24 protein-coding genes are annotated in these 26273 nt (G+C 63.8%); 11 read left to right on the top strand and 13 right to left on the bottom strand.

Annotated elements, in window-relative coordinates; genetic code table 11:
* Positions 1-11: 11 nt before the first annotated feature.
* Complete coding sequence (locus IB232_RS07115) at positions 12-1013, top strand: zinc-dependent alcohol dehydrogenase family protein (protein ID WP_192397814.1); 1002 nt, start codon at positions 12-14, stop codon at positions 1011-1013.
* Between the two features lie 121 nt (positions 1014-1134).
* Here IB232_RS07115 and IB232_RS07110 read toward each other — a convergent pair whose 3' ends face one another.
* From IB232_RS07110 to IB232_RS07100, 3 genes are all read right to left on the bottom strand, one after another.
* On the bottom strand, positions 1135-1404 hold the full coding sequence (locus IB232_RS07110) for an Atu4866 domain-containing protein (RefSeq protein WP_192397813.1): 270 nt from the start codon (positions 1402-1404) through the stop codon (positions 1135-1137).
* An 89-nt stretch (positions 1405-1493) separates the two neighbouring features.
* Positions 1494-2231, bottom strand: a complete 738-nt coding sequence (locus IB232_RS07105) for an SDR family oxidoreductase (RefSeq protein WP_192397812.1) — start codon at positions 2229-2231, stop codon at positions 1494-1496.
* A 122-nt stretch (positions 2232-2353) separates the two neighbouring features.
* Positions 2354-2890, bottom strand: a complete 537-nt coding sequence (locus IB232_RS07100) for an NADPH-dependent FMN reductase (protein WP_192397811.1) — start codon at positions 2888-2890, stop codon at positions 2354-2356.
* Positions 2891-3036: 146 nt separating this feature from the next.
* Between IB232_RS07100 and IB232_RS07095 the strand changes: the two genes are divergently transcribed.
* From IB232_RS07095 to IB232_RS07085, 3 genes are all read left to right on the top strand, one after another.
* Positions 3037-3945 carry a LysR family transcriptional regulator gene (locus IB232_RS07095; RefSeq protein WP_192397810.1) on the top strand — a complete coding sequence of 303 codons (909 nt, stop codon included), beginning with the start codon at positions 3037-3039 and terminating at the stop codon, positions 3943-3945.
* Between the two features lie 187 nt (positions 3946-4132).
* Positions 4133-5056 (top strand): NADP-dependent oxidoreductase, encoded by a 924-nt coding sequence (locus IB232_RS07090; RefSeq protein ID WP_192397809.1) that lies wholly within the window; start codon positions 4133-4135, stop codon positions 5054-5056.
* 148 nt (positions 5057-5204) lie between these two features.
* Positions 5205-5762, top strand: a complete 558-nt coding sequence (locus tag IB232_RS07085) for a flavin reductase family protein (RefSeq protein ID WP_192397808.1) — start codon at positions 5205-5207, stop codon at positions 5760-5762.
* A 15-nt stretch (positions 5763-5777) separates the two neighbouring features.
* Here the strand turns inward: IB232_RS07085 and IB232_RS07080 are convergent, their stop codons facing one another.
* From IB232_RS07080 to IB232_RS07065, 4 genes are all read right to left on the bottom strand, one after another.
* Positions 5778-6647: a helix-turn-helix domain-containing protein gene (locus IB232_RS07080; RefSeq protein ID WP_192397986.1), complete on the bottom strand. Its 870-nt coding sequence runs from the start codon at positions 6645-6647 to the stop codon at positions 5778-5780.
* Between the two features lie 145 nt (positions 6648-6792).
* Positions 6793-7209, bottom strand: coding sequence for a nuclear transport factor 2 family protein (locus IB232_RS07075; RefSeq protein ID WP_192397807.1), 417 nt, complete (start codon positions 7207-7209; stop codon positions 6793-6795).
* A 36-nt stretch (positions 7210-7245) separates the two neighbouring features.
* A complete protein-coding gene (wrbA, locus tag IB232_RS07070; protein ID WP_192397806.1) occupies positions 7246-7845 on the bottom strand; it encodes an NAD(P)H:quinone oxidoreductase in 600 nt (199 codons plus the stop codon).
* 118 nt (positions 7846-7963) lie between these two features.
* The gene (locus tag IB232_RS07065; RefSeq protein WP_192397805.1) at positions 7964-8869 is read right to left on the bottom strand and encodes a LysR family transcriptional regulator; all 906 of its coding nucleotides are present in this window, start codon (positions 8867-8869) and stop codon (positions 7964-7966) included.
* Between the two features lie 259 nt (positions 8870-9128).
* On the opposite strand from IB232_RS07065, the gene IB232_RS07060 reads away from it, so the two are divergent.
* Entirely contained in the window at positions 9129-9893 is a 765-nt protein-coding gene (locus IB232_RS07060; protein ID WP_192397804.1) for an SDR family NAD(P)-dependent oxidoreductase, read from the top strand.
* A 372-nt stretch (positions 9894-10265) separates the two neighbouring features.
* On the opposite strand, the gene IB232_RS07055 is transcribed toward IB232_RS07060, so the two are convergent.
* Both IB232_RS07055 and IB232_RS07050 read right to left on the bottom strand, forming a co-directional pair.
* Positions 10266-10451, bottom strand: coding sequence for a hypothetical protein (locus IB232_RS07055; RefSeq protein WP_192397803.1), 186 nt, complete (start codon positions 10449-10451; stop codon positions 10266-10268).
* A 41-nt stretch (positions 10452-10492) separates the two neighbouring features.
* Positions 10493-10708: a general stress protein CsbD gene (locus IB232_RS07050; protein WP_225592164.1), complete on the bottom strand. Its 216-nt coding sequence runs from the start codon at positions 10706-10708 to the stop codon at positions 10493-10495.
* Between the two features lie 238 nt (positions 10709-10946).
* Here IB232_RS07050 and IB232_RS07045 point away from each other — a divergent pair, with 238 nt between their 5' ends.
* From IB232_RS07045 to IB232_RS07030, 4 genes are all read left to right on the top strand, one after another.
* Positions 10947-12269 (top strand): cation:proton antiporter, encoded by a 1323-nt coding sequence (locus IB232_RS07045; protein ID WP_192397802.1) that lies wholly within the window; start codon positions 10947-10949, stop codon positions 12267-12269.
* 120 nt (positions 12270-12389) lie between these two features.
* The gene (locus IB232_RS23470) at positions 12390-12611 is read left to right on the top strand and encodes a hypothetical protein (protein WP_225592163.1); all 222 of its coding nucleotides are present in this window, start codon (positions 12390-12392) and stop codon (positions 12609-12611) included.
* A gap of 449 nt (positions 12612-13060) precedes the next feature.
* A complete protein-coding gene (locus IB232_RS07035) occupies positions 13061-13264 on the top strand; it encodes a hypothetical protein (protein WP_192397801.1) in 204 nt (67 codons plus the stop codon).
* Positions 13265-13619: 355 nt separating this feature from the next.
* Positions 13620-13853, top strand: coding sequence for a DUF3309 domain-containing protein (locus tag IB232_RS07030; protein WP_225592162.1), 234 nt, complete (start codon positions 13620-13622; stop codon positions 13851-13853).
* Here the strand turns inward: IB232_RS07030 and IB232_RS07025 are convergent.
* On the bottom strand, positions 13830-14378 hold the full coding sequence (locus tag IB232_RS07025; protein ID WP_137972081.1) for a hypothetical protein: 549 nt from the start codon (positions 14376-14378) through the stop codon (positions 13830-13832). The two genes, IB232_RS07030 and IB232_RS07025, sit on opposite strands and share 24 nt — an antisense overlap.
* 194 nt (positions 14379-14572) lie before the next feature.
* Between IB232_RS07025 and IB232_RS07020 the strand changes: the two genes are divergently transcribed.
* Positions 14573-15304 (top strand): alpha/beta fold hydrolase, encoded by a 732-nt coding sequence (locus IB232_RS07020; RefSeq protein ID WP_192397800.1) that lies wholly within the window; start codon positions 14573-14575, stop codon positions 15302-15304.
* Positions 15305-15391: 87 nt separating this feature from the next.
* Here the strand turns inward: IB232_RS07020 and IB232_RS07015 are convergent, their stop codons facing one another.
* Positions 15392-15757 (bottom strand): DUF883 family protein, encoded by a 366-nt coding sequence (locus tag IB232_RS07015; protein ID WP_192397799.1) that lies wholly within the window; start codon positions 15755-15757, stop codon positions 15392-15394.
* A gap of 683 nt (positions 15758-16440) precedes the next feature.
* On the opposite strand from IB232_RS07015, the gene IB232_RS07010 reads away from it, so the two are divergent.
* Positions 16441-16722, top strand: a complete 282-nt coding sequence (locus IB232_RS07010) for a hypothetical protein (RefSeq protein WP_192397798.1) — start codon at positions 16441-16443, stop codon at positions 16720-16722.
* Positions 16723-16801: 79 nt separating this feature from the next.
* Here the strand turns inward: IB232_RS07010 and IB232_RS07005 are convergent, their stop codons facing one another.
* On the bottom strand, positions 16802-17329 hold the full coding sequence (locus IB232_RS07005) for a hypothetical protein (RefSeq protein ID WP_192397797.1): 528 nt from the start codon (positions 17327-17329) through the stop codon (positions 16802-16804).
* A gap of 124 nt (positions 17330-17453) precedes the next feature.
* Entirely contained in the window at positions 17454-26039 is an 8586-nt protein-coding gene (locus IB232_RS07000) for a GH36-type glycosyl hydrolase domain-containing protein (protein ID WP_192397796.1), read from the bottom strand.
* Positions 26040-26273 lie beyond the last annotated feature (234 nt).

Raw genomic sequence — 26273 nt, 5'->3', positions numbered from 1 at the left:
AGGTTCCCATCATGAAACACCAGATGCTTGCCGCTATCGCCGAGTCCGCCCAGGCCCCGCTGGCCGTGCGCCACGTCGCCCGCCCTGTTCTCGGCAAGGGGCAGGTCCTGGTCAGGGTCCACGCCGCGGGTGTCAACCCGCTCGATACCAAGATTGCCACCGGCGCAGGTGCTCATGCCCGTCAGGCGCTGCCGGCGGTGCTCGGCCTGGATCTGGCCGGCACGGTCGTCGAGCTGGGCGAGGCGGTCGAGGGCTTTATCACTGGCCAGGAGGTCTTCGGCATGGCCGGCGGTATCGGCGGCGCCCAGGGCACCCTGGCCGAATACATCGCCGTGGATGCCCGGCTGATCGCACCCAAACCGCAAACGCTGAGCATGCGTGAGGCGGCCGCCTTGCCATTGGTGTTCATCACGGCGTGGGAGGGTCTGGTGGATCGCGCCAATGTGCGCACAGGTCAGCGTGTGCTGATCCACGGCGGCGCCGGGGGTGTCGGCCAGGTGGCGGTACAGCTGGCCAAGGCGCGCGGTGCCGAAGTCTACGCCACCGGTTCGGCGGCGAGCCTGGACTTCATTCGCTCGCTAGGTGCCACGGCTATCGACTACCAGGCGCAGAGCGTGGAGGCCTATGTCGCGCAATACACGGCCGGCGAGGGCTTCGATATCGTCTACGACACCGTTGGCGGCAGCACACTGGATGCGTCCTTTCAGGCCGTGAAGCCTTATACCGGGCATGTCCTGAGCTGCCTCGGCTGGGGCCAGCACAGCCTTGCGCCGCTATCGTTCAAAAGTGCCACCTATTCGGGGGTCTTCACCCTGACGCCGCTGCTTACCGGCAAGGGCCGCGAACATCACGGGGCCATACTGCGCGAGGCCGCCGCGCTGGCCAATACAGGCCAGTTGGCGATCCGGGTCGATCAGCAGCGCTTTGCGCTGAGTGGAGTCAATGAGGCGTTTCGCCAGGTCGCGGAGGGTCGCGGCAAGGGCAAGACGGTAATCCAGTTGGTGGGTGAATAGCCCCCGTTGCTCTAAGGCTCTATCCGTACTAACGGCCAGAGCGTCCGCTTCTGGCCGGTAGCGAACGCCGGTGACAGGCTGCTTTCGGCCAGAGCGGTCGGTCAGGCAGCAGCGCCAAGCATTACATGGAGGGCTCGACTTCTTCGCGATAGAGAACCATCCCAGCGTGGTAAAGAACACCATCGCGGAACTCGCCATCAGCGGTGAAGCCGGTATCGTCCACGTATTCGACATGGTCGCCCTCAAGCCAGTAGCGCCCCTGGTAGGCACTTTTCTTCTTGCCACGGGCTTCGTCATAGCGTCCACCAGCCAGCAACTCATGACGAATGCGGCCATCTGCGGTAACCCACATGCCCACGTACTTGTTCTGATCTCCCGACGGTTTCGCCATTTTTCATCCTCTGCTTTGTCTGTCTCAGCTGGTCTAGGCAATAGCGCTCGCTGGCCTGTTACAAGGCCAGTAGCGTGGTTGCACAACAGTCAGAAAGGGCTTGCCGTGGGACGCACGATCAGCTCGCTTACATCCACGTTTGCGGGCTGTTCCACGGCATAGGCAATCGCTCGGGCTATGGCCTCGGCCGGAATGGCGATCTTGCGGAACGCCACCATTTCGGCGCGACCGCCTTCATCGGAGATGCTTTCAGCTAGCTCGGATTCGGTTACGCCAGGTGCGATGACGGTTACTCGGATGTCTCCGCCGACCTCCTGCCGGAGGCCCTCCGAAATGGCTCGCACGGCGTACTTGGTAGCGCAGTAAACAGCCGCGGTCGGACTGACGGCGTATGCACCAATCGAGGCGATATTGATGATCTGCCCGGCGCGTTGTTGCTGCATCAGCGGAAGGGTCGCGGCGATACCGTGCAACACCCCGCGGATGTTGACATCGATCATGCGATCCCACTCGTCCACCTTGAGCGCTTCCAGTTTGGAGAGCGGCATCACACCGGCGTTGTTGATCAGGACATCGACTCGACCGAAACGAGTGACGGTGAAGTCAACGAAGTTCTGGACGTCTTGTCTGCTGGTCACGTCGAGGGCGCGAAACGCTGCGCTACCACCGGCGCCCTGAATATCATCTGCAATTTTCTCAAGGCGGTCGGTGCGCCGAGCACCCAGCATCACCTTCGCTCCGCGGCTGGCCAACAGCCGTGCAGTGGCTTCACCAATGCCGCTGCTGGCGCCGGTAATTACGATGACTTTGCCTTCGATGTTCATCATGGTCTTTTCCTGTCCGCTTCACTGTTCACCCGCAAGTGGGCCTGGAAAAAGATTAGGGTTAAGGGACTGGCAACCATTAATCGATTACTGCACACCACTTGCCTAATCCTGCAGAGCTGCTGTCACTGGCTCACCAGCTCATAGGGCTTTTGCTCCCGCGCAGACCTAAGCGCTCTGGCCCACCAGTTCAGCTGGACCAACATGCGTGCCATGGGGATTCTTGCCTGATCCGCCTCGCGCCAAAGTCCATCCTCATCCAATAGCGTCCACGGATTGGCCAGTGTCACTGCGCTGCAGATGGGCACGGCGTGCTGCCCCGCCAGGACCTGGCGAAGCTGACCGATAGCGTGGATGCCTCCCGATTCACCGCCATAGCCAATGAAGGCCACCGGCCTGGCCTGCCAGCGAATCGCTACCTGGTCGATGAAGGCCTTCAGGTCGGCGGAGTAACCATGGCTTTGCTCCGACGCGAAAATCAGGAAGGCATCGGCTCGGGTGAGATGGGGAAGTGCTGCTCGTCGCAGAGAGGTATCGAGCAGGCAGCATTCGAATTCGGCGCGTTGCGCTATAACCGCCGAGGCCCATCTGGCCAGCACAGGGGCGATCGCTTCTTCATCGTTGCTTTCGTAAATCAGGACCAGTTTTACCTTGCAGTTCATCTCATCCTCCCGACACATTTCCGCTTGCGGTGGCACGTCTGTTGCTGAATTTCTAGGCTCAGCTCGGGCTCTGGGAAACAGCGTAAGAGCGATGATCCGGCCGATATAGCCGGTCCTCAGGCATACAATTTGTGACTTGAATTCATATGAGACGGCTAGACATCAACTGCTTCGCCGAAATGAGCGTCTTCGTCAGGGTCGTCGAGGACGGCGGTTACACGGCAGCGGCCAAAAGCTGCGCGATGAGCCCCTCTGCGGTGAGCAAATTGATCTCTCGCTTGGAGAACAGGCTTGGGGCTCGCCTGCTGAATCGCTCGACCCGTCGGCAACTGCTGACTCCCGAAGGGGCTGCCTTCTACGAGCGCAGCCTGACCATTTTGGCCGCGCTCGATGAGGCGGAGCAGGAGGCAGCAGCCAGTTCGGCGCCTCAGGGCACCGTGCGGATCAACTGCAACGTGGACATTGGTCGCCTGTATCTGCTGCCGCTGCTGAACGTGTTTCTCGAGCACCACCCGGGGGTGTCAATAGAGGTCTTCCTCAGCGATGAGGTGGTCGACCTCATCAGCTCCCGGGTGGACGTGGCGATCCGTAGTGGCCCGCTCAAGAACTCGAACCTAGTGGCCAGGCGTTTGGGCGAGACTCGAACCCTGGTCGTGGCATCACCCAGCTATCTCGACGCGCACGGCATCCCGCAGGTGCCAGCGGAGCTGGCGGCTCACAACTGCCTGGGGTTCACATTCAGCCAGCCTTCGATGGAGTGGAGCTTCAGGAACAAGAATGGCGAGGCGATCTCTGTGCCAGTAGCGGGCAACGCTCGAGTCAGTGATGGCAACGGCGTTCGCGACCTGGCGCTCCTGGGGCTCGGCGTTGCGCGCGTTGGCTTCTGTCAGGTCGCGCAGGATCTGGCGGCAGGTCGCCTTCTGCCGGTGCTGGAGGATTACATGCCCGCGGGGAAAACCGAGGTCCATGCTGTCTACGTGGGGCAAGGGGGGCGATTGCCTACGCGTGTCCGAGTGTTCATGGACTTCCTGGCGGCGAACCTCAAGATTCATTGACCTGACAGCTGCTCCACTTGGTCGCGCCCGCCATGTATGCATCACGGAGCGGCTTTTCTAAATAGCTGAATATATTCGTCGAAATTAGACGTCTTTTTTGAAAAGACGATTGCGCACAGACTTTCCTCACCCCGGCAACCGCGGCGGCTGCAAGCCCGGTAGCTCAATCCCACTCCCGAGGTGACACATGAAAGCGATTCGCGTAGCGCAATACGGTCAACCGGAAGGTTTGCTGTTCCAAGAAACTCCTTCGCCAGTTCCCGGCCCGGGCGAAGTGCTGATCGAAGTGGCTGGCAGCGGCGTGAACCCCATCGACTGGAAGGTGCTTTCCGGCGCTATGAAGGCCTTCATTCCGCTGCAGTTGCCCTACACGCCAGGCGTGGAAGTCGCAGGTCGTGTGGCGGCTATCGGTGAGGGCGTTACTAGCTTCTCCGTGGGTGACGAGGTGTTCGGCTTCATTGGAATCGCCGGTGGTTACGCCACGGAGGTGGTCGCCAGCGCCGATCGTCTGGCCCGTAAACCGAACCGATTGTCCTCCCTGCAGGCCAGCGGCGTTCCAGCCGCCGCGCTTACCGCCTGGCAGGCGCTGCACGAGCATGCCCGGTTATCGGCTGGGCAGCGGATTCTGATTCACGGTGCAGCGGGTGGTGTCGGGAGCATGGCCGTGCAGATGGCGCGAAACGCCGGGGCCAACGTGATTGCCACCGCATCAGCCGGCAACCATCCCTACCTGCGTTCGCTGGGCGCCTCGCAAGTGATCGACTACAACCAGTCGTCATTCGAGTCCGTGGTCGACGCCGTGGACGTGGTGTTAGACCTGGTCGGTGGTGACACCCAGACGCGCTCATGGTCCGTGCTGAAACCAGGTGGTGTGCTGGTATCCCCGGTGAGCCAGCCCGACGCCAGGCAAGCCGAGGCGCTGGGTGCCTCCGGCAAGCATTTCGCTACGCGTTCGGATGGAGCCCAGCTGCAACAGATCGCTGAGCAATTCGACTCCGGTGAGCTGATGATCGAGATCGAGGTTCTGCCGTTGTCTCAAGCGGAAGGCGCACTGCGCAAAAGCTGGGCGCGGCATACGCGCGGCAAGCTGGTTCTCGACGCGCGTCACTGATCCGATCCAAACCCAGAAGGGCACAAGCCGGGCAGACGCCCGGCTTCTTTTTGCCCGCAATTTCCCGACAGGCCGGGCAGGCCCGCGACAGAAAAGACGGAGGCACGGTGGGAGTCTGGCTCTCCATTTTCAAGTAGAGAAGCCGAGCATGCGCAGCTACCAAAAAACCGACTTTCCGCTGGTCGAAACCCGACGCCATCTCGAAACGGGACCAATAGTCCTGGTCACCTCCAGCTGGCGAGGTGACCGCAACATCATGACCATGGGTTGGCACATGATGATGCAGTTCCGGCCTGCGCTATTCGGCTGCTACATCTGGGAAGGCAACCATAGCTATGAGCTGATCCGCCGCAGCCGAGAATGTGTGATCAACGTGCCGACCGCCGAGCTGGTCGAGTCCGTCGTCGCCGTGGGCAACAGTTCGGGCAGATCCAGGGACAAGTTCGAAGTCTGTGGGCTGACGGCGGTGCCTGCGACGCGGGTGAAGGCGCCCCTCATCGAGGAATGCTACGCGAGCTTCGAGTGCCGCTTGGTCGACGACAGCCAGATTGCTGAGTACGGTCTGTTCATCTGGGAAGTATTGAAGGGGCATGTAGCCTCGAACGTCACCGAGCCGGCCACCTTGCACTACCAAGGGCAAGGACAGTTCCGCGTTGCCGGTCGAACCCTCGATTTGAGTGAGCGATTCTTGCCGCAGAATCTCTGAGGTTTCTGGCGTGGCTCAGGTTTGCCGATAGGCGCTGGGGGTGACGCCCACCTCCCGGCGAAACACTTGCGAGAAGTGGCTCGGGCTCGAATACCCGACCTCCAGGCCGATGTCGATGACGCTCCGGTCGGTCTCGAGCAGCAGACTCCGGGCGCGGTTCATGCGCAGACGGATGAAATACTGGGAGGGTGAAAGGCCGGTGGCGCGTTTGAACATCCGGCTGAAGTGGTATTCGCTGAGGTCCGCGATCCGCGCCAGGTGAGCCAGGCTGAAATCCTCGGCAAGGAGCTCGTGCATCGCCTCGACCACACGGCGAAGCTTGTACGCCTGCAGCGCATTGGCTCTACGCGTTTGGCTAAGCGGGTCCAGGTAATTGCGCACCAGATGCACCGCCAACGCCTGCGCCAGGCAGTTCACCAGCAAAGGACTGGGTTGGGGTTGGTCGACCAGCTCTGTGCAAATCTGCTGCAGCATGCTGGTCACCCGCTCATCGCGGGCACCGGAGATATCGACAAACCTTACTGACCTTTCCTGATCACCCAGCACCTCGCGGGCGGCCAGCTCGATCAGCGGCAGGCCCAGGTAGAGGTGCATCACCTCGAAGCAGTCAGCGCCGTGGGTTTGCCAGCGCATCTCATAGGGTTCGCTGGTGCTGGTCAGGAAGAAATCTCCGGCCTGCACCTCTGCCGCCTGCCATTGCCCACCGAGTGAGCGCTCCTCGACCCTGGCTGATCCTGTCAAGACCAGCACCAGTAATGGCTCCACAACCGCAGGCACCAGTACCGGCTCGGTAACGGTGTGATGGCTGTACAGTTGCATCACGGCGTCCTGCAAATGCGGGCGCGCCGGCACCAGGCGAGGCTGGCCCGGTAGGTGCTGCGGCATCGATTCGGCGGCGATGCGTTGGTGACCGCGGGCAGCGCGCTCGTCAGACTCGGGAGGGCCCACAGGTTCTCCATCGGCAATGCCCCGCGGAGGGGCGGCACCGTTAGGGTAACGCAGCGCGATGTTTCCGAGCAGGTTGCCGCGGTCAGTCGGCAAGCCCAACGATGGGCGCGTCCAAGGCGAGCGCAGCCCGGACTGGATCGAAGTATTCGCGGATGAAAGCCAGCTTGCCGTTTTCGACACGCACGAACAGCACATAATCCTGTTGGTAGATACGTCCCGTCGGCTTGATGAGCCCTTCAGCCTTGACCTCAGCGCTCGCCTCAGCAGCGTTGGCGCCCGGGTGTATCTGCAGGTCATGGAAGCGGAAGTTTTCCACCGCGCCAACGAACCAGCCCACATGGTCGAGTACCCGCTCGCGGCCGACCAGGCGGGCCGGGTGACCAAGCGCCGGGGCGAATGGCAGCTCCCAGACCAGGTCGTCGGCGATCAGCGTTTTCCAGCGCTCATGATCGTCAACAAAAGTTTCGAAGTGCAAATGCAGCAGCTGTTCGGCTGTCATGGCGGGCGCTCGCTTAAGGCAAAGGGTCAGGTGTGATCAACCGAACAGCTTGATGGCGGTCTTGGCGATGAGCTCGCCTTGATGCCGGGCGCCATCCAGTTCGATTTCGCTAGGCTGGCGCGAGCCGTCGCCGCCGGTGATGGTGGTTGCGCCATAGGGTGCGCCACCGACCACCTCCGCAACACTCATCTGCCCTTGGTGGCTATAGGGCAAACCTACGACAGTCATGCCGAAGTGCAGCAGGTTGGTGATGATCGAAAACAGCGTGGTTTCCTGGCCGCCGTGCTGGGTCGCGCTGGCGGTGAAAGCTCCCCCGACCTTGCCGTTGAGTGCACCACGGGCCCAGAGACCACCGGCCTGATCTAGAAAGGCTGCCATCTGGCTGCTGATACGACCGAAGCTGGTGCCAGTACCCACGATGATTGCATCGTAGTGTTCGAGCTCGGCGACTGTAGCCACTGGCGCGGCTTGATCCAGCTTGAAATGCGCTGCCTTGGCGATGTCGTCGGGAACCGTTTCCGGCACGCGCTTTACGTCCACCTGAGCACCGCCCGCGCGGGCGCCTTCGGCCACCGCATGGGCCATCGTCTCCAGGTGACCGTAAGAGGAGTAGTAAAGAACCAGAACCTTAGCCATGAGAGCCTCCATTGATGTGAAGAGCAGCGTGTGGGCTGCGATGGAGCCAATCTCGCACGGCCAATCATTCAACAATAGATAGCTAATTCTGGGGTTTAGGTTCTATTTTCTGGAACAGTCAGGTGTCGGCTGCCTGGCCTTTGAAGCGCTCGATCAACCACCTGGCCGCGGGGCCTGGAGGGGTGTCGGTTCGGTAGATGACATCGAACACGTAGTCGCCGCCAGGGCAGTCGGGGAGGTCAAGTTGCACCAGCCGCCCGCTCTCGAGGTCGTCGCGTACCCGGTCGATCGGCATGTTCCCCCAGCCGATGCCTTCGCGCAGCAGTAGATGCTTGGCGCCCAGGTCGGCCAGGCGCCAGGTGTGCGTTGCCACCACGGCGAATTCTTGGTCCTCGGTGAGTCTTGAGCGATCGGTGAGGACCAGCTGCACATGCGAGCGCCCCGCCCCGGGTTGGTTTGTGCTCTGCTGAGCCAACGGGTGGCTGGGGGCAGCCACCGGAACCAGGGCTACCTTGCCCACCGCGACCCGTTCGATACCACTGATGCTGGTGGCCAATGGACCGCTGACTCCGAGCGTTGCCCTGCGCTCGAGTACACGCTGAGTCACCGCGCCCAGGGCCTCGATGTGCAGGTGCAGCGCCACCGTCGGAAACTCTTCGCGAAACGCCTTGAGCGCGTCCACGACTCGCTCGTTGGGCAACATCACGTCGAGGACCAGGTGCACCTCGGCTTCCAATCCGTGCAGGAGGCCGCGCACCTTGGCCCGTAATCCATCGATGCCGTTGTAGATGGTCCTCGCCTCGGCGAGAACTGTACGCCCTGCGTCTGTCAGCTGAGGTTTGCGGGTGGTCTTGCGATCGAACAGGCTGACGCCGAGCTGCATTTCCAGATTGGCAATTGAATAGCTCACCACCGAAGTCGCTCGATGCAACTTGCGCGCGGCGCCTGCGAAGCTGCCCTCGTTTACCACGGTAAGAAATACGCGCAACTGGTCCAGCGTAGGGGTGCCCGGCTCTGCAATCATTTCTATTCCCTCGAACGTTTAGCCCATCTTATCCCGGACTCGTCGACAAGCCATGAACACTCGCTTGGCACCGCAGGTGACAGGCAGGCGCAGCAGCCCTTCTGCGACAGGAGCAGTTCAGCGCAAAACTCCGACATCGCAGGCAATTACGCTAAAGCTCGACTCATTGCAGTGCGAGACAGTGAGCCCGTCGAAAACGACAGCGCCTAGGGGTGCTGGGCCGCGAATTTCTCGCCGGCTCGTGACGAAGGAGATCACCATGACTGTTATCAACCACAGCGTTATTCAAGAAGTCGCAGGCAAGGTTGCACTGGTGACCGGTGCAGCCAGCGGCATCGGCAAGGCCATCGCACTGATGCTGCACACGAGGGGTGCCAAGGTCATTGCCGAAGACCTGAATCCCGCCGTAGAGGAACTCGCTCGCCCAGGGCTGGTGCCGCTGGTGGCCGACATCACGGCTGACGGGGCCGCCGAGCGTGCCGTCGGGCTGGCTGTGGAGAAGTTCGGCCGGCTCGACATCCTGGTCAACAACGCCGGCATCATCATCAACAAGCTGGTGATCGACATGACGCGCGAAGACTGGGAGCGTATCCAGGCGGTGAACGCCACCGCGGCCTTCCTGCATTCCCGCGAGGCGGTCAAGGCAATGATGCCCAACAAGTCGGGCGCCATCATCAACATCGCCTCGTATGCCTCCTACTTCGCCTTCCCGACCATTGCTGCGTACACCGCCTCCAAGGGTGCGCTGGCTCAGCTGACTCGCACCCTGGCACTCGAGGCCATCGAGTACGGCATCCGGGTCAACGCCATCGGCGTCGGCGACGTCATCACCAACATCCTCAACGACGTGGTCGAGGATGGCCCAGGGTTCCTGGCGCAGCATGGCGAGGCCGCCCCCATCGGCCGCGCGGCTCAACCGGAGGAGATTGCCGAGGTCGTGGCATTTCTCGCCTCAGACCGGGCCAGCTTCATCGTCGGATCGGTCGTCATGGCAGACGGAGGCATGACCGTTACGGCCGGTTGATCCAGCGATGGTAAGCGACCAGTGCTAATTGGCACTGGTCGTACCGTCCCCCTGACAGTCCGCTTTTGGCCGGTAGCTACCTTTCGCCTACGTCCGCTTCTGGGAACTGTGGAATGAACCCCGCATCGCTTGAAGATTGGCTGTCCTAGGAGCGGGCAAAGCAGGCTGTCGAGGATGCGAACTGCTGTCGGAGGACGCGGTAGGTGTCGGGAATGCGACTGGCTGTCGGAGTCGTGCGATTGACTGGCGATTTGAAAGCAGTGGTAGTGTCGATTTTGAACGCGAATCACGCATGCGAATTAGCGTCGGAGCCGATGCGAATACTCATGCACAGGGAACACTAGTGCTGGCGCTGCGCCCTGAACATCTGAGTCAGGCTACGTTCTTGAGGCTGATGAGATCCTGCCCCGAGTTGTGCAGTGTGTGGTAGCGATTTACGTTGGCGATCGAGGCATAGCAGTAGCGCACGGTGCGCGTATCGGCTGGCGGACTGCTGCGCATGGTGATGTGGATAATGTTGCCCGAATCACGTGACACGGCAAAGTAGGAAAAAAGCATGCTGATACCCTCTGGCCGGGTTTCCGGCGTGTTGTTGCTAGTCAGGCGTTGCGGTGTCGTTCGAAGAAGCTCATTACCTGCTTCTGGGCATCCTCGCGCGGCATGTCATAGCGGCTTTGCACCAGGTCCGTCAGTTGTTGGGCATCGCCCTGGGTCCGCGCCAGTTCATAAAGCGTCAGTTGATCCCAGGCTATGTGTGCATAGCGGGCCACGTGCCCCCAGTTCATCCGAATGATCTCTGCAGGGGTGCTGTTCATTCGTGTCTCTCCTGATCTGGCCAGGCGTGATTGCCTGCATGCGGATGGATGTAGTCAGCATGTCAGCGGCGACTGCGCCTGTCGGTGCGCTACACCACCTAGGCCAGCCTCTCATCACACAAGCTTGTACTGCATGCGCCAAGCCGAGCCCGTGGTCCGCCGCAAGCAGCGATAGCCAAGCCGGCCAACTAGGCGGATGCTCAAGACAGATTTGCTCCATTCCCCCAGAGCCAACCCCATGTCTGTCGCCTTTTGGTCGTTGTTGCTTGGCATCCTCCTTATCACCATGGTTTTGGCGGGGACACTATTGGCCCGCTTGCTGCTGAGCAGTGCCATGATCTACATGGCTGTCGGGTTCGCCTTCGGCCCTTTCGGGCTGGACATTGTTCAGTTGGATCCAGCACTCCATGTCTCAGCGCTCCTGTGGGGCGCTGAGATAGCGCTGCTTATTTCCCTGTTCGCAGTGGGGCTGAACATGGGGGCGGTGCCGCTGCGCGACAAGCGTTGGGGGCTGCCGTTGCGTCTGGCGCTCGTTTCCATGGCGCTCACCGTTGGGTTGGTGACGCTAGTTGGCGTCTACCTGCTGGACATGCCGCTGGGCGCTGCGGTGCTGCTCGGTGGCATTCTGGCGCCTACCGACCCGGTCTTGGCCTCAGGCGTACAGACCACGCTCAGCAACAACCAGGATCGGTTGCGCTTCAGCCTCTCTGGAGAGGGCGGACTGAACGATGGCACGGCTTTCCCCTTCGTCATGCTCGGCCTTGGCCTGTTGGGTTTACACGAACTGGGCGTCGGAGGTTGGCGTTGGTGGCTGGTCGATCTGGCTTGGGCCACTTTTGGAGGCCTGCTTATTGGCGCATTGGCGGGGGCGTCGATCGGCAAGCTTGTGGTCTATCTGCGCACCCGCCATCACCTTGCCGTCGGTCTGGATGAGTTCCTCTCGCTGGGGCTGATCGCAATGGCCTACGGTGCAGCGCAACTGTCTCTGGCTTCAGGATTCCTCGCCGTGTTTGCTGCAGGGCTGGCACTACAGCGGGTCAAGGAGCAGCCTCGCGCCGGCAGCAAATCGCTCGGTATGGGACCGGACCTGGCTGAGCATGGGGAAGGCGAGTTAGCCGTTCACTCTCATCATGCAAGCGCGGCGATGAGTCACGCCGTGCAAGGCTTCAACGATCGTCTGGAAAGCCTCGCCGAGCTGGCACTGGTACTGCTGATCGGTGTGATGCTGGCCTACACCCGTCCCAGCCTGGACGCATTCTGGTTGATTGCGCTGCTGTTCGTGCCTATGCGTGCAATTGCGGTGGTGTTAGGCACGCTTGGTGAGCCGCTGGCTGGACATCAGCGCAGCATGATCTGTTGGTTCGGCATTCGTGGTATCGGATCGCTCTTCTACCTGATGTTCGCCTTGAACACGGGGGTCTCGGGTGAGCTGGCAGAGCAGCTAATCAGCTTGACGCTGCTCACCGTGGCCGCCTCGATCCTGCTGCATGGGGCGTCGGTCAGGCCGCTGATGCAGTGGTATCGGCGGCGCGACAGGGAAGGGGCAGCGCCATGCCAGTGATCGAGCCCCTGCTGCTCGGCAGCGTGCGCATCTGCACCTACGCGGGGGAGCGCATTGCTGACCAATGCCAGCGGCTTCTTCTTCGCCCGCGACCAGCACTGTTCTTGGTAACCAATCGGCATGCTGATGGGTGAGTCGAGCCGGCATTTCCCTGAACGCATAGAGATCGACGTGCACAGCGACCCAGATGACATGGGGGGCTCCTGCGCTTTCTCTGTACCGCTGTATCGTGATGGCCAGAGCCTGTGGCGCGAAGGGCTGGACGCGGCAGGTGCCATCGATGTGGCATTGGTCGAGATACGCCTGCGCATCTTCAATGGTCTGGCGCTCCTGTCGAAGTAGGCAGCACGCTGCTGGTAGTGGGCTTCCCGCTGGGCTTCCACGACAACCTGCATCACATGCCCGTGGTTCGCCATGCAGTGCTTGCTTCGTCTTTCGGTCTGAGCTTTCAGGGCTAGGGCTACTTCCTTACCGCTGCGCGTACACACCGTGGCACCAGTGGCGCGCCGGTAGTGATGCGGGCGCCTGTAGCACGCAATGGCCTGGGTGAGTTGCCATGGCTGTTGCTCGGTATCCACTCAGCATGTATTGACCTGGGCAGCCGCGACCGTATCCAGGGCGAGGCGCTGTGACTCAACTGCACCTGGTATGCGGACATCCTGCTGACGCTCAGTGAGCGCTAACGTTTGTGGTGTTAAGCGCGTTAGCGCACCGACCGCTACGGTCCGGACTGTCATCGTCCTCCCTCGGTGCCGGCATATCGCAGGCACCATGCTCCAACCGAGGTCACCATGAACAAGCCGAACGAGCCACGCAGTCCCAAGACGCTGGAAAAAAGCTCCGGAGGGGCTTCTGGCAACAGTCAGCAGTACAGAGCCAACCAGGGGCCGCAGAAGCAGAATGCTCCGCAGCCTAGTGCCAAGGGCGAGCGGGAGGAGAAGAAGCTTGCCCAGGGCGAAGTCCAAGGCTCTAGTGAGAAATCGAAGAACTCCTGAGTCCAGCCAGAACCAATGAGCGCCGACACCAGCAAGGATAGTGGGTCAGTCTCGTCGGGAGACTTCTAGCTCGTCGACCTGGATCTGTCGCAGGGGCTAGAGCACAAGCTGTTTTCTACAAGACCCTATCCCATGACCTGCACCGTCGTTCGTCTGGGCGTCGGTGTGGCTTTTGGCTACCGCGGTACCTGTCCCTCCTGCTTCGCGCTGTCGGTGCACCTTGGCCATCGAGCGCAGCATGCGAATGAGCTTTCGTCCTCATCAGCGCAAAACCCACGCGACCAGCTGCACTGCTCCGCAGAGAGAAGGCGTCCCTGCGTGCGCTTGCGTACAGATTGGCCAGGTGCATGCGTTCATGCTGATGCATGAGGAGTTGCGGCCCAAGGACCGGACGGCAGCTAACCCATCCCTCCACCGCAAGGGGAACTCCATGAACCTGAGTGTCCTTTTACTGCTTCTACTGTTCGGCTTGCTGATGAGCGTCATCCCCAACTGGCCATACAGTCGCACCTGGGGTTACTGGCCGAGTGGTGGGCTGGGAGTCATGGTGATTGTCATGCTGGCCCTACTGTTTCTCGGGCTCATTTGAACCAACAGCTCCACCGCTACGGGTGGTGTAGATATCGACATCCTGGCAGCGACCGGCAGCGGCCTTGAGCACTTTGCGGGCGATAGAGGTTTCTTGCACGCTGTGTGTCTGTGCCACCAGCAGCACGTCTTCATCGGCACTGCTCTGCAGCGGCTGCCAGATGATTGCCGCACCGACCGCACAGCCCACTAGTGCGCCCAGAAGCGCACCCCAGCCGATCAGCATCGCGGGGCCGAGCAGCAGCCAAGCCTGCAATGGGTTAGAGTCGCCGAGCAATAGCGCCACCTCCAACAGCACACTGCAAGCGACACCAACGGCCGTGCCGACTATGCCATAGCGCAGCAAGCGCAACAGCGCGGCGTGGTGACTGACCAGTGCCCCTGCCTTTGCCGTATCCGTAGCGTCGACGGCAATGATGTGCAGATGCTCGCTGCGCAGGCCTCGTCGAATCAGCTGGGACAGTGCGCTTTCCGCGAGATCACGCCGAGAGAAGGCGCCTGAGACACTGTGCTGGTAGTTGTGCATGTGCTGCTCCTTGGGGCCATTCATCAGTGTTGGTCGAGGCTGCAGGTTAGAGAGCTCTCGATATTTCGTCTGTACGTTCGCCAACACTGCCGGCATAGCGTGCGCTAGCGAACGGTGTCTGGGGCATAGCCGGGGGAAAGTAGTGCTCATCGCCTTCGCCGCGGCGGAGGTTCGCTAACTCCTTGAGGTACGCCATGAACAAGCCGCATCTTCTTCTCTTGCCGGGGCTGCTGTGTGACGCCCGCCTGTGGCAGCACCAGGTTGCTGCGTTGGCAGACGTGGCGCATGTCGCTGTGGTCGATCTGAGCCAGGCCGATTCCATGGAGGAATTGGCGCAGGACGCATTGGCTCAGGTGCAGGGGCAGAGTTTTGTCCTGGCGGGTTTTTCCCTCGGTGGCTATGTCGCCCTGGAGATCATGCGCCAGGCTCCGCAGCGGGTGCTCGCGCTGGCCCTGCTGGATACCAGCGCGCACGCCGACGACTCCGAGAGCAAGCGGGCCAGGGTGAAGGCGATGTGCCAGGCCGAACAGGACTTTTCCGCGTTCGTTGCCAGCTTGCCGCCCAGGTTGCTGCACCCCCTGCACCAGCAGGATGCTGCACTGGTGCAGGTGGTCACGGCGATGGCCGAAAGCCTTGGCCCCGAAGTCTTCATTCGTCAGCAACTGGCCATGCTCGGGCGTATGGATAGCCGTGCTAGCCTGGGGCAGATCGTATGTCCCACGCTGTTGCTGTGTGGTCTAGAGGACGCCATCACGCCGCCCGCGCTGCATGTTGAAATGCAGTCGGCAATTGTGGGGGCGCAACTGGCGCAAATCGAGGAGGCAGGTCATTTGACACCCTTGGAGCAGCCGCAGCGTGTTTCCAGTAACCTCGAAAGCTGGTTGAAGGCATTGCAGCACCCATTGCCCGGGGCAGTCGCAGGTTGAAACACTAGCTCGAGTGCCAGGCTGTCAGGTAGCGATTGCGGTGCCATGGTGGGCTCTCGCACATTGCCTCCACTCTCTCACGGCAGTCTACCCACGTCGCGCCATCACGAAGCCGAGCAGAAAGGCGATGGCGATGCCCGCGCCAAGCGCTTTCCAAGGCTGTTCATGAACATACTCGTTGGCCACGGTGGCTGTCTGACGTGCCCGCTGCACCACGCTGTCGCTCATGTCCTGAGCCGCCGCTCGAGCTTGGGCGATGCGGGTATTGAGTTTGTTTCTGGCCTCGGTCAGCTCCTCGCCGGTAAGTGAAGTAGCCCCCTTGATCAGATCCTCGATGTCTGCGAGCAGATTGTGAAAGTCACGGGAAACTCCGGACTGCGCGAGCATGGGGGCGGTGGTTGCGGACTTGTCGCTACTGTTGCCCGATTTGGGCAATTGGTTTTGCGCTTGCATGGTTAGCTCCTGTGGCTGGTCGGCGAATAGGCCGGTATTGAAGCGCACAGCCTGGGCTGCCTGCGACCTGACTGTCTGTGCGATAGCCAACGCTGTTGGGCGCATGACCTATGCGCGCTAGCGTACGGACGGGCGCTCTATTTGCTGTCACCGTCCTTGCCCAGGGTGCGTCCTTGCGTACCCACGGAGCACTCATTGGAGGTGACTATGTACGAGCCCCGAGAACCAGGGCGGCCGCGAAACCCAGATGACCAGCCGCATACCCCTGAGTCCGATACCACGCAGCCAAGTAGCGACGAGTCCACCCGCCTGCCGCTACCAGGCGAGCTGCACGAATCGCCCCCCCTCACGCGTGATAGGCGAGAGCGGGCCACTCGCGATCCGCAGGATGACTTGATGGATAGCTAAGCCGATCCAAGAGAGCCCATGCATCGTGCTGCCGCACATACGGAGCTACCGGTTCGAGCTAGGCGGCGCCTGGGTTGAACTGGTCGAGCCCCTCGTTGATTGAAGGATTGGGCGGCGCCTCTCGGCCTGCTGTCTGGGCGCGCTGAGGGTTATGTGTAGGTCAATGCTGAGCGTGGAGTCGGTACTGACTTACGGGTGTTGATTTTCAACTTATCGGTATGTGCCGCGGCAGCCTGTGCCGCGCCTTCTAGCGATTGGTTAGTCGGAGCGAATTTATGAACGCACACTCCCGCGCGCCAATGCTCGCCTTCGGTTTAGCCCTGGCGATGCTGGCGGTAACCGCCCTGGTAGCGGCGCTGGACCTTTCGTCTCGGGAGCTGGCGGCAGCGCGCCAGCAAGCCAGGGCCTGGGAAGCCTATGCATTGAGCCTGCATAGACGCGACCTGTTCGAAACCCGAGATGGTGTCGCGGAAGAGGTCGGGCCTCCTTATGGTCTGGTAGCCAGGCGCTTGGAAATTGTTGACCTGCATCCCCGCCGAACAGGCTTCCGTTTCTGAGCCTGATCGCCACGACACAGGCCGGGGAGCGATAGCGATCGGTCAGGTGACGCGGGATGAGCGCAGTTGTCGCACCGAGTTACCTAGCAACCTCGGCTTGTCTCTCGAGACTCATGTCGGTTTCCTTGTACAGATCCGCCGAGGCCTTGATCACTTCACGGGCGATAGCGGTTTCTCCCTCGGTATGGGTCTTCGCCACCAGCATCACATCCCGTTCATCTTCGCTCTGAAAGGGTTGCCAAAGATTTGCCGTACCTGCGGCGCAGCCAAGAAACGTGCCGGCTAGAATGCACCACCCAACAAACATCGCAGGGCTGGTGACCGAGAAGATATTCAATGGGATGGTGTCGCTTACCAGCAGCACGAACTCCACCAGCAGCCCGATGGCAAAACCGACACTCGCGCCGATGACGGTATAGAGCATGAAGTTGATCTGGCTGCCGCGGCTGACCTGCAGAGCATCGGCAGCGGGTGGGCTGTGGTTGTTGATGGCCGTGATCTGCAACTGATCGCTGCGCAGGCCCTTTTGCATGAGCTTGGACTGGGCGGTTTCGGCGAATTCGCGCCGAACGAAGAGTCCTGCGATGTCGCGTTGGTAGCTATGCATGGTGCTGTTCCTGATTGGCAACCGTACGCGACGGTCGAGACTCCAGCCTGGCCAGTCCAGTGTCTGCTGTCTGTGCGATCACCAACGTAGCGGGGCAGACAGTCCTATATCGTGGCTGCGGCGCTTAGCTTGGCCGGCAGCGCAGCTCGACGTGGTGCTCATGGCCATCGTCCACCAGCGGACATTCAATACCCCCGAGCAGCACGCCATCCAGATACAGCGACGGGACGACATCGGCCTGCTGCACCACCGTTATGCGGTACAGCGTGGTGCCGAAGCGGTAGTCAAGGCTGAACCCCGGCCAATCGGCCGGCAGCACCGGTTGCAGATGCAGGCTGCTGGCGTTGCGCTGCAGGCCGAGCAGCGACTCGACAATCAGCCGGTACATCCAGCCCGCCGCGCCGGTGTACCAGCTCCAGCCGCCGCGCCCGGCGTGCGGCGCCACGCCATAGACATCGGCGGACAGCACATAGGGTTCGACCTTGTACTGCTCGATGGTCGTCGCGTTACCGTGATTGACCGGGTTGATCAGGCGCAGCAGTTCCCAGGCGCGCACGCTGTCGCCCAGGCCGGCGAAGGCCATGCTCGCCCACACGGCGGCGTGGGTGTACTGGCCGCCATTCTCGCGCACGCCGGGCACATAGCCCTTGATGTAGCCGGGGTCGAGCGCGCCTTTGTCGAAGGGAGGATCAAGCAGTTGCACCAGGCCCAGGTCGCGGCGCAGCAGATGTTTCTCCAGCGCGTCCATGGCGCTGCGCTGGCGCTCTGGCGCAGCCGCACCGGAGAGCACCGACCAACTCTGGGCAATGGAGTCGATGCGGCATTCTTCATTGCTCGCCGAGCCCAGCGGGGTGCCGTCGTCGAAGTAGGCGCGGCGGTACCAGGCGCCGTCCCAACCATGCTCCTCCAGGCTGCTGCGCAGCAGCGCGGTCTGCTCCATGCAGCGTTGAGCGAACGCCGCGTCGCCCCGGGTGAGCGCGGTGGCGGAGAACTGCTGCAATACCTCGTAGAGGAAGAAGCCCAGCCACACGCTTTCGCCCTGGCCCTGTTCGCCGACGCGGTTCATGCCGTCGTTCCAGTCGCCACAGCCGATCAGCGGCAGGCCGTGCGCGCCGCGGGCCATGCCGTGCTCGATGGCGCGCACGCAGTGCTGGTACAGGCTTTCCTGCAGGGACGAGCGTTGCGGCAGGTCGTAGTAGGACTCTTCACCGGCATTCAGGGCGCGGCCCTCGATATATCCCACTGGCTCGTCGAGCACGCGGTGGTCGCCGCTGATGCGTACATAGCGGCTGGTGGCCAGGGGCAGCCACAGGTAGTCGTCGGAGCAGGCGGTGCGAACGCCACGATCCAGTGGTGGATGCCACCAGTGCTGTACATCGCCCTCGCTGAACTGATGGGCGGCGCACAGCAGCAAATGCTGGCGGCTGGCGGCCGGGCTGGCATGGATCATCGCCATGCTGTCCTGCAGCTGGTCGCGGAAGCCGTAGGCGCCACCGGACTGGTAATAGCCGCTGCGGGCCCAGAAGCGGCTGGCGATCACCTGGTACATCAGCCAGCCATTGACCAGCACATCGACGGCCGGCTCGGGCGTGCTGATCCGGATCGCCCCCAGGGTCGTGCGCCAGTGGCTGCGCACCTGGTCGAGTACGGTGCTGGCCGCGCTGTCGCCGCGAAAGCGCAGGGCTAGGTGCGCGGCCGTCTTGGCGTCGTGGCCGGCGCCGAGGCGGAAGACGATCTCCCGGCTGTCGCCGTCGGCCAACTCGAAGGCCACCTGGATCGCCGCGCACGGGTCGAGGCCGCTGCCGGTGCGCCCCGACAGGCGCGGCTTGGCCAGCGCCGCCGGAGCATTCAGGTTGCCGTTGCGGCCGAGGAATTCGCTGCGATCGCCGCTGACGCTGCGCGCCGGCGAGTCGACATCGAAGAACGCCACGCGGCCGGGAAACTCGATGGAGTAGGCGTTGCGCGCGAACAGCACGCCGCTGACCGGGTCCTGCTCGGTGACCACGTGCAGGGCCGATTTCTCGCGCAGGTCGCCGAGCACCCAGGCCACGTAGCCGGTCGCCGACAGGCGTCGCTGGCGACCCGAGAGGTTGCGCACCTTCAGGCGCGAGAACTTGAGCGAGGCATCCAGCGCCACGTACACCCACAGCTCGCTGTGGATGCCGTCCTCGTCATGCTCGAAGACGCTGTAGCCGAAGCCGTGGCGGGTGGTGTAGCCCCCCGTGCCGGGGCGTGGCAGCGGAGTGGGCGACCAGTAGTGGCCGCTGTCGTCGTCGCGCAGGTACAGGGCCTCGTCGCTGGCATCGCCGACCGGGTCGTTGTGCCAGGGTGTCAGGCGGTATTCATGGGCGTTCTCGCTCCAGGTATAGGCACCGCCGCTCTCGCTGATCACCGTGCCGAACTGCGGGTTGGCCAGCACGTTGGACCAGGGCGCCGGGGTGCTGACGCCCTGGCCCAGATGGATCACATACTCGCTGCCATCGGCGCTGAAACCGCCGTAGGGGTTGCCCAGCAACAGCGTCGGGTTGCCGGGTGGCGGGCCGGCCGGCAGGCGCCGGGGCGTGCGCATCAGCTCCGCATTGAAGCGCGGCAGGGCCTGCTCGCTGGCGCGTCGGTGCACCTGCTCGGCCAGGCTGCCATTGCTGTCGCTGAGTACCAGGCGCGCCACGGCGAGCATCAGCACGCGGTCCTCGGTGGACAGCTGCTGGGCCGGACGGACGAAGATGCCGCCCGGTCGGTCGACCAGGCTGGCCTCGCTGCCGGAGGTGACCAGCGCCATGATCTGGTCCTGCAGCTGCTGGCGATAGCCGGCCTGGTCCTCGTTCCAGATCACCAGGTCCAGCGCCAGGCCTTTCTGCCGCCAGTAGGCGTGGGCCTGCACCAGTTGGCGGACCAGTTCGATATTGGCCGGGTCGGCGATCTGCACCAGGACGATCGGCAGGTCGCCGGAAATCGCCTGGCCCCAGAGGTCGGACTGGTTGCGCTGGTTGCCGAGCAGCACGCCGGCATCGGCGCGCAGCGCGGCGTTGGCATAGAGGATCGAGGCGGCCATCTGCTCGAACAGTCGGGCATCGGCCTGCGAGGCGTTGAGTTGGCGCAGCAGCACTTGGCTGTGAGTCCAGGCCAGGCCGAACACGCGGTCGGCCAGGTGGCGGTCGCGGTACTTGTTGACCAGTTGCAGGCAGGCTTCGCGCGTTTCGGCGATGCCGCTGACCAGGTCGATGATCGCGGTCTGGCCGGGCTCCAGACTGATCCGGCAGCGAATCGCCACGATCGGGTCGAGCACCGAGCCGGCGCTGCCGGACAGGTTGTCGACGCCGATGTCGAGCGCAGCCGGGCGGGCCGCGCTGCGGCCGCGGCCGATGAAGCGCGCGCGATCGGTCTCGTAGGACATCGTGTCGATGTCCACACCGTGGGCGGCCAGCAGGTGGCACATCCAGGGCACGCTCTCATGGCTCGAGCGTGGCCGGCGCGAACAGAGGATCGCCTGCAGCTCCGGCACCAGCTCGGTCTGCACGAACAGCTTGCTGAAGGCCGGGTGCAGGGCATCGGCGATGGCCGGGGCGAGCACCACTTCGGCGTAGCTGGTCAGCTCCAGGCTGCGCCGTACGCGGGCACGGTTGGTCAGGTGCAGGCGGCGCAGTTCGATGTCGTCCTCGGGCGAGACGACGATTTCGGTATGGCTGTCGAAGTCGCGCTCGCGCACGCGGAACTCGGCGCGGGCATCGGTGAAGATCGCCTCGTAGCCGGCCGTGCGGCGCAGGGTCGGCTGGTGCGCGGCGGACCAGAAATCGCCGCTGGCGACATCGCGCAGGTAGCAGAACATGCCCCAGTGGTCGCGGCTGGTGTCCTCCTGCCAGCGCGTCACGGCGGTACCGTCGCAGCGGCTGTAGCCACCGCCGGCGCTGCTAAGCATCACGTGGTAGCGGCCGTTGGACAGCAGCTGCACGGCCAGGCGGCGGCGATCCGGGTCGGTGAATACCCGAAGCTTGGTCTCGCTGACCCGTGCGGCCGCGTCGGCGGCAGGCGAGTGGGCGGCATGCAGGTACTGCGCGGCGGTTTTCGGGATGCGTTCCTGCAGCAGCAGGGCGGTGGCCTGGAACTGCGGGTCGGACTCGAAACGTCGCTGCATCGGCCGGTCCAGCAGCACATGGGCCAGCGCCAGCAGGCTCATGCCCTGGTGGTGGGCCATGAACGAGTGGATCACCGCGGCGCTCTGCCCGCGTGGCAGGCGTGACGGGGTGTAGTCGACTGCCTCGTACAGCCCGAAGGTGCCGGCCAGCCCTTCGGTGGCCAGGCGCTGCAGATTCCGGCAGGCGGCTTGCGGGTCGACCATCAGGGCCAGGACCGAGGCGTAGGGAGCGACCACCATGTCCTCGCCGAGCCCGCGCTTGAGGCCCAGGCCGGGGACGCCGAAGGCGCGGTACTGGTAGTTGAAGTGGGCATCCTGGGTGTTGTAGCCGGACTCGGACACGCCCCACGGCAGGCCCAGCTGGTTGCCATGCTGGATCTGCCGGGCCACGGCGGCGCGGCAGGTCTGGTCGAGCAGGGTGCCGGGATAGTTGGGCATCACCAGCATGGGCATCAGGTACTCGAACATCGAGCCGGACCAGGACAGCAGGACCGGCACGCCGGCGTTGCTGGTGAGCAGGCGGCCGAGGGTGAACCAGCCTTCCTGGGGCAGCTGGCCCTGGGCGATCACCACGAAGTTGGTCAGCCGCGCCTCGGAGGCCAGCAGGTCGTAGTAGGCGGCGTCCAGGCGGTTTTCTTCGGCGTTGTAGCCGATGGCGAACAAGTCGCGCTGCGGATCGTAGAGAAAGCCGAAGTCCATCTTTGCCAGATCGCCGGCTTGCCAGGCGAGGCGCTCGGCGCAGGCGATGCGCTCGCCGGCGCAGCGCTGTACCGCTTGCACGCGGGGTTGGTCGGCGGCGGGCCACTGGGTGCTGTCCAGCTGCGTCAGCTGCTGCCAGGTCGCCTGCGCCGGCTGTTGGCCGCTGCCGAGTGGCGGCAGGCGGAACTGCTGCAGCTCGTCATGCAGGTCTTCACAGTGCGCCACCAGAGCCTGCAGCCAGCGTTCGCCAGCGCCGCCCTGCGCCGGGTGCAGGGTCTGGCGCAGCAGGCGGCTGCACTCGAGCAGCCGTTGCAGGTGCAGGGCGGCCGCCTCCAGGCTCTGTGGCGGCGCCGCCAGTGCGCTATCGAGTTCGCCCTGAACGTCGCGCAGGACACGTTCGTCGAGTTGCGCGTCGACCACCGCCTCGCGCAGTAGCGAGAGGGTGTCGACGAGGCCGGTAAACAGCTGGGGTGTGAACAGGGGCTGGTCCGCCAGCTCCAGCAGGCCGGGGCGCAGGGTCAGCAGCAGGCCGGCCAGGTTGCCGCTGTCCACCGTCGACACATAATGCGGTGGCAGTGGCTTGAGGGTCTGGGTGTCGTACCAGTTGAAGAAGTGCCGGCGATGGCGTTCCAGGCTGGCCATGCTGCTCAGCGACTGCTCCAGACGCGCCAGCAGGCGGCCGGCGCTGAGGTAGCCGAAATCGTAGGCGGCCAGGTGCGAGAGCAGGGCCATGCCTATGTTGGTGGGCGAGGTGCGGTGGGCGATCACCAGGCTCGGCTGCTCCTGGATATTGTCGGGCGGCAGCCAGTTGTCCAGCGGGCCGACATGCTGGTCGAAGAAGGCCCAGGTCTTGCGCGTCAGGTTGCGCAGAAAGCGCAGCTCCTCGGCGGAAGGCGCGAAGCTCGCGCGGGCCCTGGGGCGGCTCAGCCACCAGGCGATCGCCGGGCTGGCCAGCCACAGCAACAGCAGGGGGCTGGCCAGCGCCAGGACCGTGGGCCTGGACACCAGCAGTGCGGCGCAGGCCAGCGCCAGCGTGGGGGCGACCCACATCAGCCGGTACAGACCGGGTAGATCGTTGCGGCTGCTGCGCTCCACCTCGCGCGAGGGGCTCCACTGCAGCAGGTGGCGCCGGCTGAGCAACATGCGCCACAGGGTGCGGGCGATGGCGTCCAGGCTGAACAGGGCCTCGAAGGGCAGCCATACCAGCGCCAGCATGGCGCGGCCGAAATGCAGCGCGGCCATGCGCGCGACGGCCTGCAGGTGCTGGCCGAAGGACGTGTCATGGGGTTTGCGCAGCAGTTCCAGCAATGTGCCGAGCAAGGGTTGGGTCAGCACCAGGGCGAGCACCGCCAGGGTCCACAGCAGTGCCTGGTCGATAGCGAACCAGCCCCACAGCAGCATGGCGAGAAAGGCCGCCGGCTCCAGGCTGCGGCGCAGGTTGTCGAGAATCTTCCAGCGCGCCAGCGCGCCGAGGCGATTGCGCTGCAGGCCACCCGCGGGCTTCGGCGTCCACGGCAGCAGCCAGGGCAGCAACTGCCAGTCGCCGCGGATCCAGCGGTGCCGGCGCTTGCAGTCGGCGCTGTAGCGGGCCGGGTGTTCCTCGTACAGCTGCACGTCGCTGAGCAGGCCGGAGCGGGCGTAGCAGCCTTCGATCAGGTCGTGGCTGAGGATGCGGTTGTCCGGGAAGCAGCCTTCCAGCGCCTGCTCGAAGGCATCCACCGCGTAGATGCCCTTGCCGATGAACGAGCCGTGCTGGAACAGGTCCTGGTACACGTCGGAGACGGCGCGGGTATAGGGGTCGACTCCGGCGTCGCTGCCGAACAGCTGGGCATAGGCCGAGCGCGCGGTGCTCGGCAGGCTGATGCCGACCCGTGGCTGGAGGATGGCGTAACCGCTACTGATGCGGCGCCGCACCGGGTCGAACACCGCCTGGTTGAGCGGGTGGGCAAGGGCGCCGACCAGTTGCCGGGCGACATCGCGCGGCAGCTGGGTGTCGGTGTCCAGGCTGATCACGTACTGCACCGGCGGCAGGGCGGCGATGTCGCCGACGATCAGGGCGAACTGTTCCTGGCCCTGGCCGCGCAGCAGGGCATTCAGCGCGGCGAGCTTGCCGCGCTTGCGTTCATGGCCCATCCACACGCCTTCGGCGGGGTTCCAGCGGCGCGGGCGATGCAGCAGGTAGAAGCGTTCGGCGCTGACTGGCGGGTACTTGTGGTTGAGCGCCTCGATCAGCTGGCGGGCCAGCACGAGCAGGGCGGCATCCTGTTCCAGCACCTCGCTCGGTGCATCCATGAAGTCGGTGAGCAGGGCGAAGTGCAGATTGGCGTCGCGGTTGGCCAGGAAGCGTACTTCCAGGCCTTCGACCAGTTCCTCGATATCCCGCGCGCAGCCCATCAGGGTGGGTACCACCACCAGGGTGCGCGCCTGGTCGGGAATCCCGCCGCTGTAGTCCAGGCGCGGCAGGATGTGCGGCGCCACGGTCAGGGTCACCAGCCAGTTGACCAGGCCCAGGGCCAGGCAGCTGGTCATCAGCAGGGCCGGCACGCCGAGCAGGGCCAGCAGGCCGTCGCTCACGCCGTTGGCCTGGGCGCTGGCGAGGAAGGGCCAGGCCAGAAGCAGGCTGAGGGTGAACACCGGGGTGAGGAAAAAGGTCAGCGGCGCACTGCGCAGCAGGCGCTGCCAGGCCTCGGTCAGCGGTACACGGGCCTCGATCCGGCGCTCCAGTTCGCCCAGGCCTGGGCCCAGCAGATAGAAGCCGACGTGGCTGCAGACCCCTGCGCTGGCATTGGCGGCCAGCTCGATGGCGGTGCGGGCTACCGTCTCCTCGCTATGCGCGCAGTGCTTGGCCAGGCGTTCGATCACATGGCGGTAATGGTCGCGGGTGGCGAAGTCCATGTGCGGGTAGATCTGCGCCGGGTCTTCGTGCAGCACCTGTTCTGCCCGGCTCATGCTCTCGACGAAGCTGCGCCAGTCGATGGCGGACAACTTGCGCAGGCTGTTGATGCTGTTGCTGATGGACACCTGTTCGGCGGCCTGCTGCTGGGCATCCAGCTGCACCAGGCGCTCGATGTTCAGGCCGCTTTCGCCGAGCGTCTGTTCTATCCAGGTCAGCGGCAGGATCAGCGCCGCGCTCTGCCCCTGCAGGCGCCTGGCCAGCTCGGCGACGAACGAGCTGGTCAGCGGCGGTTGCGAACGGGCCATGTCGGCGACGGTCAGCAGCACGCTCTTGGCGTCGTGCTCGGCGGTTTCGTGCAGACGGTCGGCCCAGTCGTTGGCCAGGTTGCGGTCGTCCCAGTTGGCCATTACCCGCGAGGCCACACGGCGCAGGTTCTCGATCAGCGCCAGGCGCAGCATGATCGGAATCGCCCACAGCTCGCCGAGGGTCAGCGGCGTGACGGACTGGTAGGACACGATGAAGCGACTCAGGCTCTCGCTGTCGACCCGGCCGTCGCCATGCGAGATGGTTTCCAGGGCAATGTCGTAGACCCGCGGCAGACCGCTCGACGGGCCACCTGCCAGGCGTGGCAGCTCGCGGCTATAGCCCTTGGGCAGGTGCTGGCGCGCGGTACGGATCTGCTCCTCGATCAGGTAGAAGTTGTCCAGCAGCCATTCCGCCGCCGGGGTGGCGCGGCGTGTGGCCGGCGGTACCTCGCCGAGCATGGCGCAGCTGTGCACCAGCAGCGCCTCGTTGTCGTCGAGGCGTACCAGCAAAGCCGCGGAGGCCGAGCGTGGGCTGAGCTGGTGCTGCCTGGCCAGAAGGTGGCCGTGGCTTGCCATTTGCTCTGCGCTGAACAGTTCGGCACGCAAGACGGGCTCGTAGGCAAACTTACGAGGCGTACTGCGCAGGCGCGACGAGTTGCGGAGCCATGTGCTGGGCATTGTTTCCTTGACCTGCCACGTCTGTTTTCGGCGACCTGCGGGAGCGCGCAGTGGGGCAACGGGATGGCGTAGCTTAGGAGGCAAGTCTGCGCAGAGTGGTTGGCGCGGTCTGTCCGCTAGCGCACATAGCCCGGCAGGTCTATCGGCTCTATGCGCGCTAGCGCACCGACGAGCGGCGCAGCGCCTGCCAATGTCCTCTACCCGCAATCACGCAATCGTGTGTGCTGTGGCTCT

Origin of the sequence: Pseudomonas sp. PDM15 (assembly GCF_014851565.1) — a bacterium.
Lineage (GTDB): Bacteria > Pseudomonadota > Gammaproteobacteria > Pseudomonadales > Pseudomonadaceae > Aquipseudomonas.
The sequence above is the reverse complement of the archived record's forward strand: the minus strand, read 5'-3'. Positions and strand labels throughout refer to the sequence as shown.

Bases quoted from the DNA above. Each gene is read 5' to 3' on its own strand.
- IB232_RS07110 (WP_192397813.1), bottom strand. From the start codon at position 1,404: ATGGCGAAACCGTCGGGAGATCAGAACAAGTACGTGGGCATGTGGGTT.
- IB232_RS07090 (WP_192397809.1), top strand. From the start codon at position 4,133: ATGAAAGCGATTCGCGTAGCGCAATACGGTCAACCGGAAGGTTTGCTG.
- IB232_RS07000 (WP_192397796.1), bottom strand. From the start codon at position 26,039: ATGCCCAGCACATGGCTCCGCAACTCGTCGCGCCTGCGCAGTACGCCT.
- IB232_RS07050 (WP_225592164.1), bottom strand. From the start codon at position 10,708: ATGAACAGCACCCCTGCAGAGATCATTCGGATGAACTGGGGGCACGTG.
- IB232_RS07080 (WP_192397986.1), bottom strand. From the start codon at position 6,647: ATGCCGCAGCACCTACCGGGCCAGCCTCGCCTGGTGCCGGCGCGCCCG.
- IB232_RS07085 (WP_192397808.1), top strand. From the start codon at position 5,205: ATGCGCAGCTACCAAAAAACCGACTTTCCGCTGGTCGAAACCCGACGC.
- IB232_RS07055 (WP_192397803.1), bottom strand. From the start codon at position 10,451: ATGCTTTTTTCCTACTTTGCCGTGTCACGTGATTCGGGCAACATTATC.
- IB232_RS07010 (WP_192397798.1), top strand. From the start codon at position 16,441: ATGAACGCACACTCCCGCGCGCCAATGCTCGCCTTCGGTTTAGCCCTG.
- IB232_RS07075 (WP_192397807.1), bottom strand. From the start codon at position 7,209: ATGACAGCCGAACAGCTGCTGCATTTGCACTTCGAAACTTTTGTTGAC.
- IB232_RS23470 (WP_225592163.1), top strand. From the start codon at position 12,390: ATGCTGATGGGTGAGTCGAGCCGGCATTTCCCTGAACGCATAGAGATC.
- IB232_RS07020 (WP_192397800.1), top strand. From the start codon at position 14,573: ATGAACAAGCCGCATCTTCTTCTCTTGCCGGGGCTGCTGTGTGACGCC.
- IB232_RS07045 (WP_192397802.1), top strand. From the start codon at position 10,947: ATGTCTGTCGCCTTTTGGTCGTTGTTGCTTGGCATCCTCCTTATCACC.
- IB232_RS07065 (WP_192397805.1), bottom strand. From the start codon at position 8,869: ATGATTGCAGAGCCGGGCACCCCTACGCTGGACCAGTTGCGCGTATTT.
- IB232_RS07095 (WP_192397810.1), top strand. From the start codon at position 3,037: ATGAGACGGCTAGACATCAACTGCTTCGCCGAAATGAGCGTCTTCGTC.
- IB232_RS07100 (WP_192397811.1), bottom strand. From the start codon at position 2,890: ATGAACTGCAAGGTAAAACTGGTCCTGATTTACGAAAGCAACGATGAA.
- IB232_RS07025 (WP_137972081.1), bottom strand. From the start codon at position 14,378: ATGCACAACTACCAGCACAGTGTCTCAGGCGCCTTCTCTCGGCGTGAT.
- wrbA (WP_192397806.1), bottom strand. From the start codon at position 7,845: ATGGCTAAGGTTCTGGTTCTTTACTACTCCTCTTACGGTCACCTGGAG.
- IB232_RS07035 (WP_192397801.1), top strand. From the start codon at position 13,061: ATGAACAAGCCGAACGAGCCACGCAGTCCCAAGACGCTGGAAAAAAGC.
- IB232_RS07115 (WP_192397814.1), top strand. From the start codon at position 12: ATGAAACACCAGATGCTTGCCGCTATCGCCGAGTCCGCCCAGGCCCCG.
- IB232_RS07030 (WP_225592162.1), top strand. From the start codon at position 13,620: ATGCTGATGCATGAGGAGTTGCGGCCCAAGGACCGGACGGCAGCTAAC.
- IB232_RS07105 (WP_192397812.1), bottom strand. From the start codon at position 2,231: ATGATGAACATCGAAGGCAAAGTCATCGTAATTACCGGCGCCAGCAGC.
- IB232_RS07060 (WP_192397804.1), top strand. From the start codon at position 9,129: ATGACTGTTATCAACCACAGCGTTATTCAAGAAGTCGCAGGCAAGGTT.
- IB232_RS07015 (WP_192397799.1), bottom strand. From the start codon at position 15,757: ATGCAAGCGCAAAACCAATTGCCCAAATCGGGCAACAGTAGCGACAAG.
- IB232_RS07005 (WP_192397797.1), bottom strand. From the start codon at position 17,329: ATGCATAGCTACCAACGCGACATCGCAGGACTCTTCGTTCGGCGCGAA.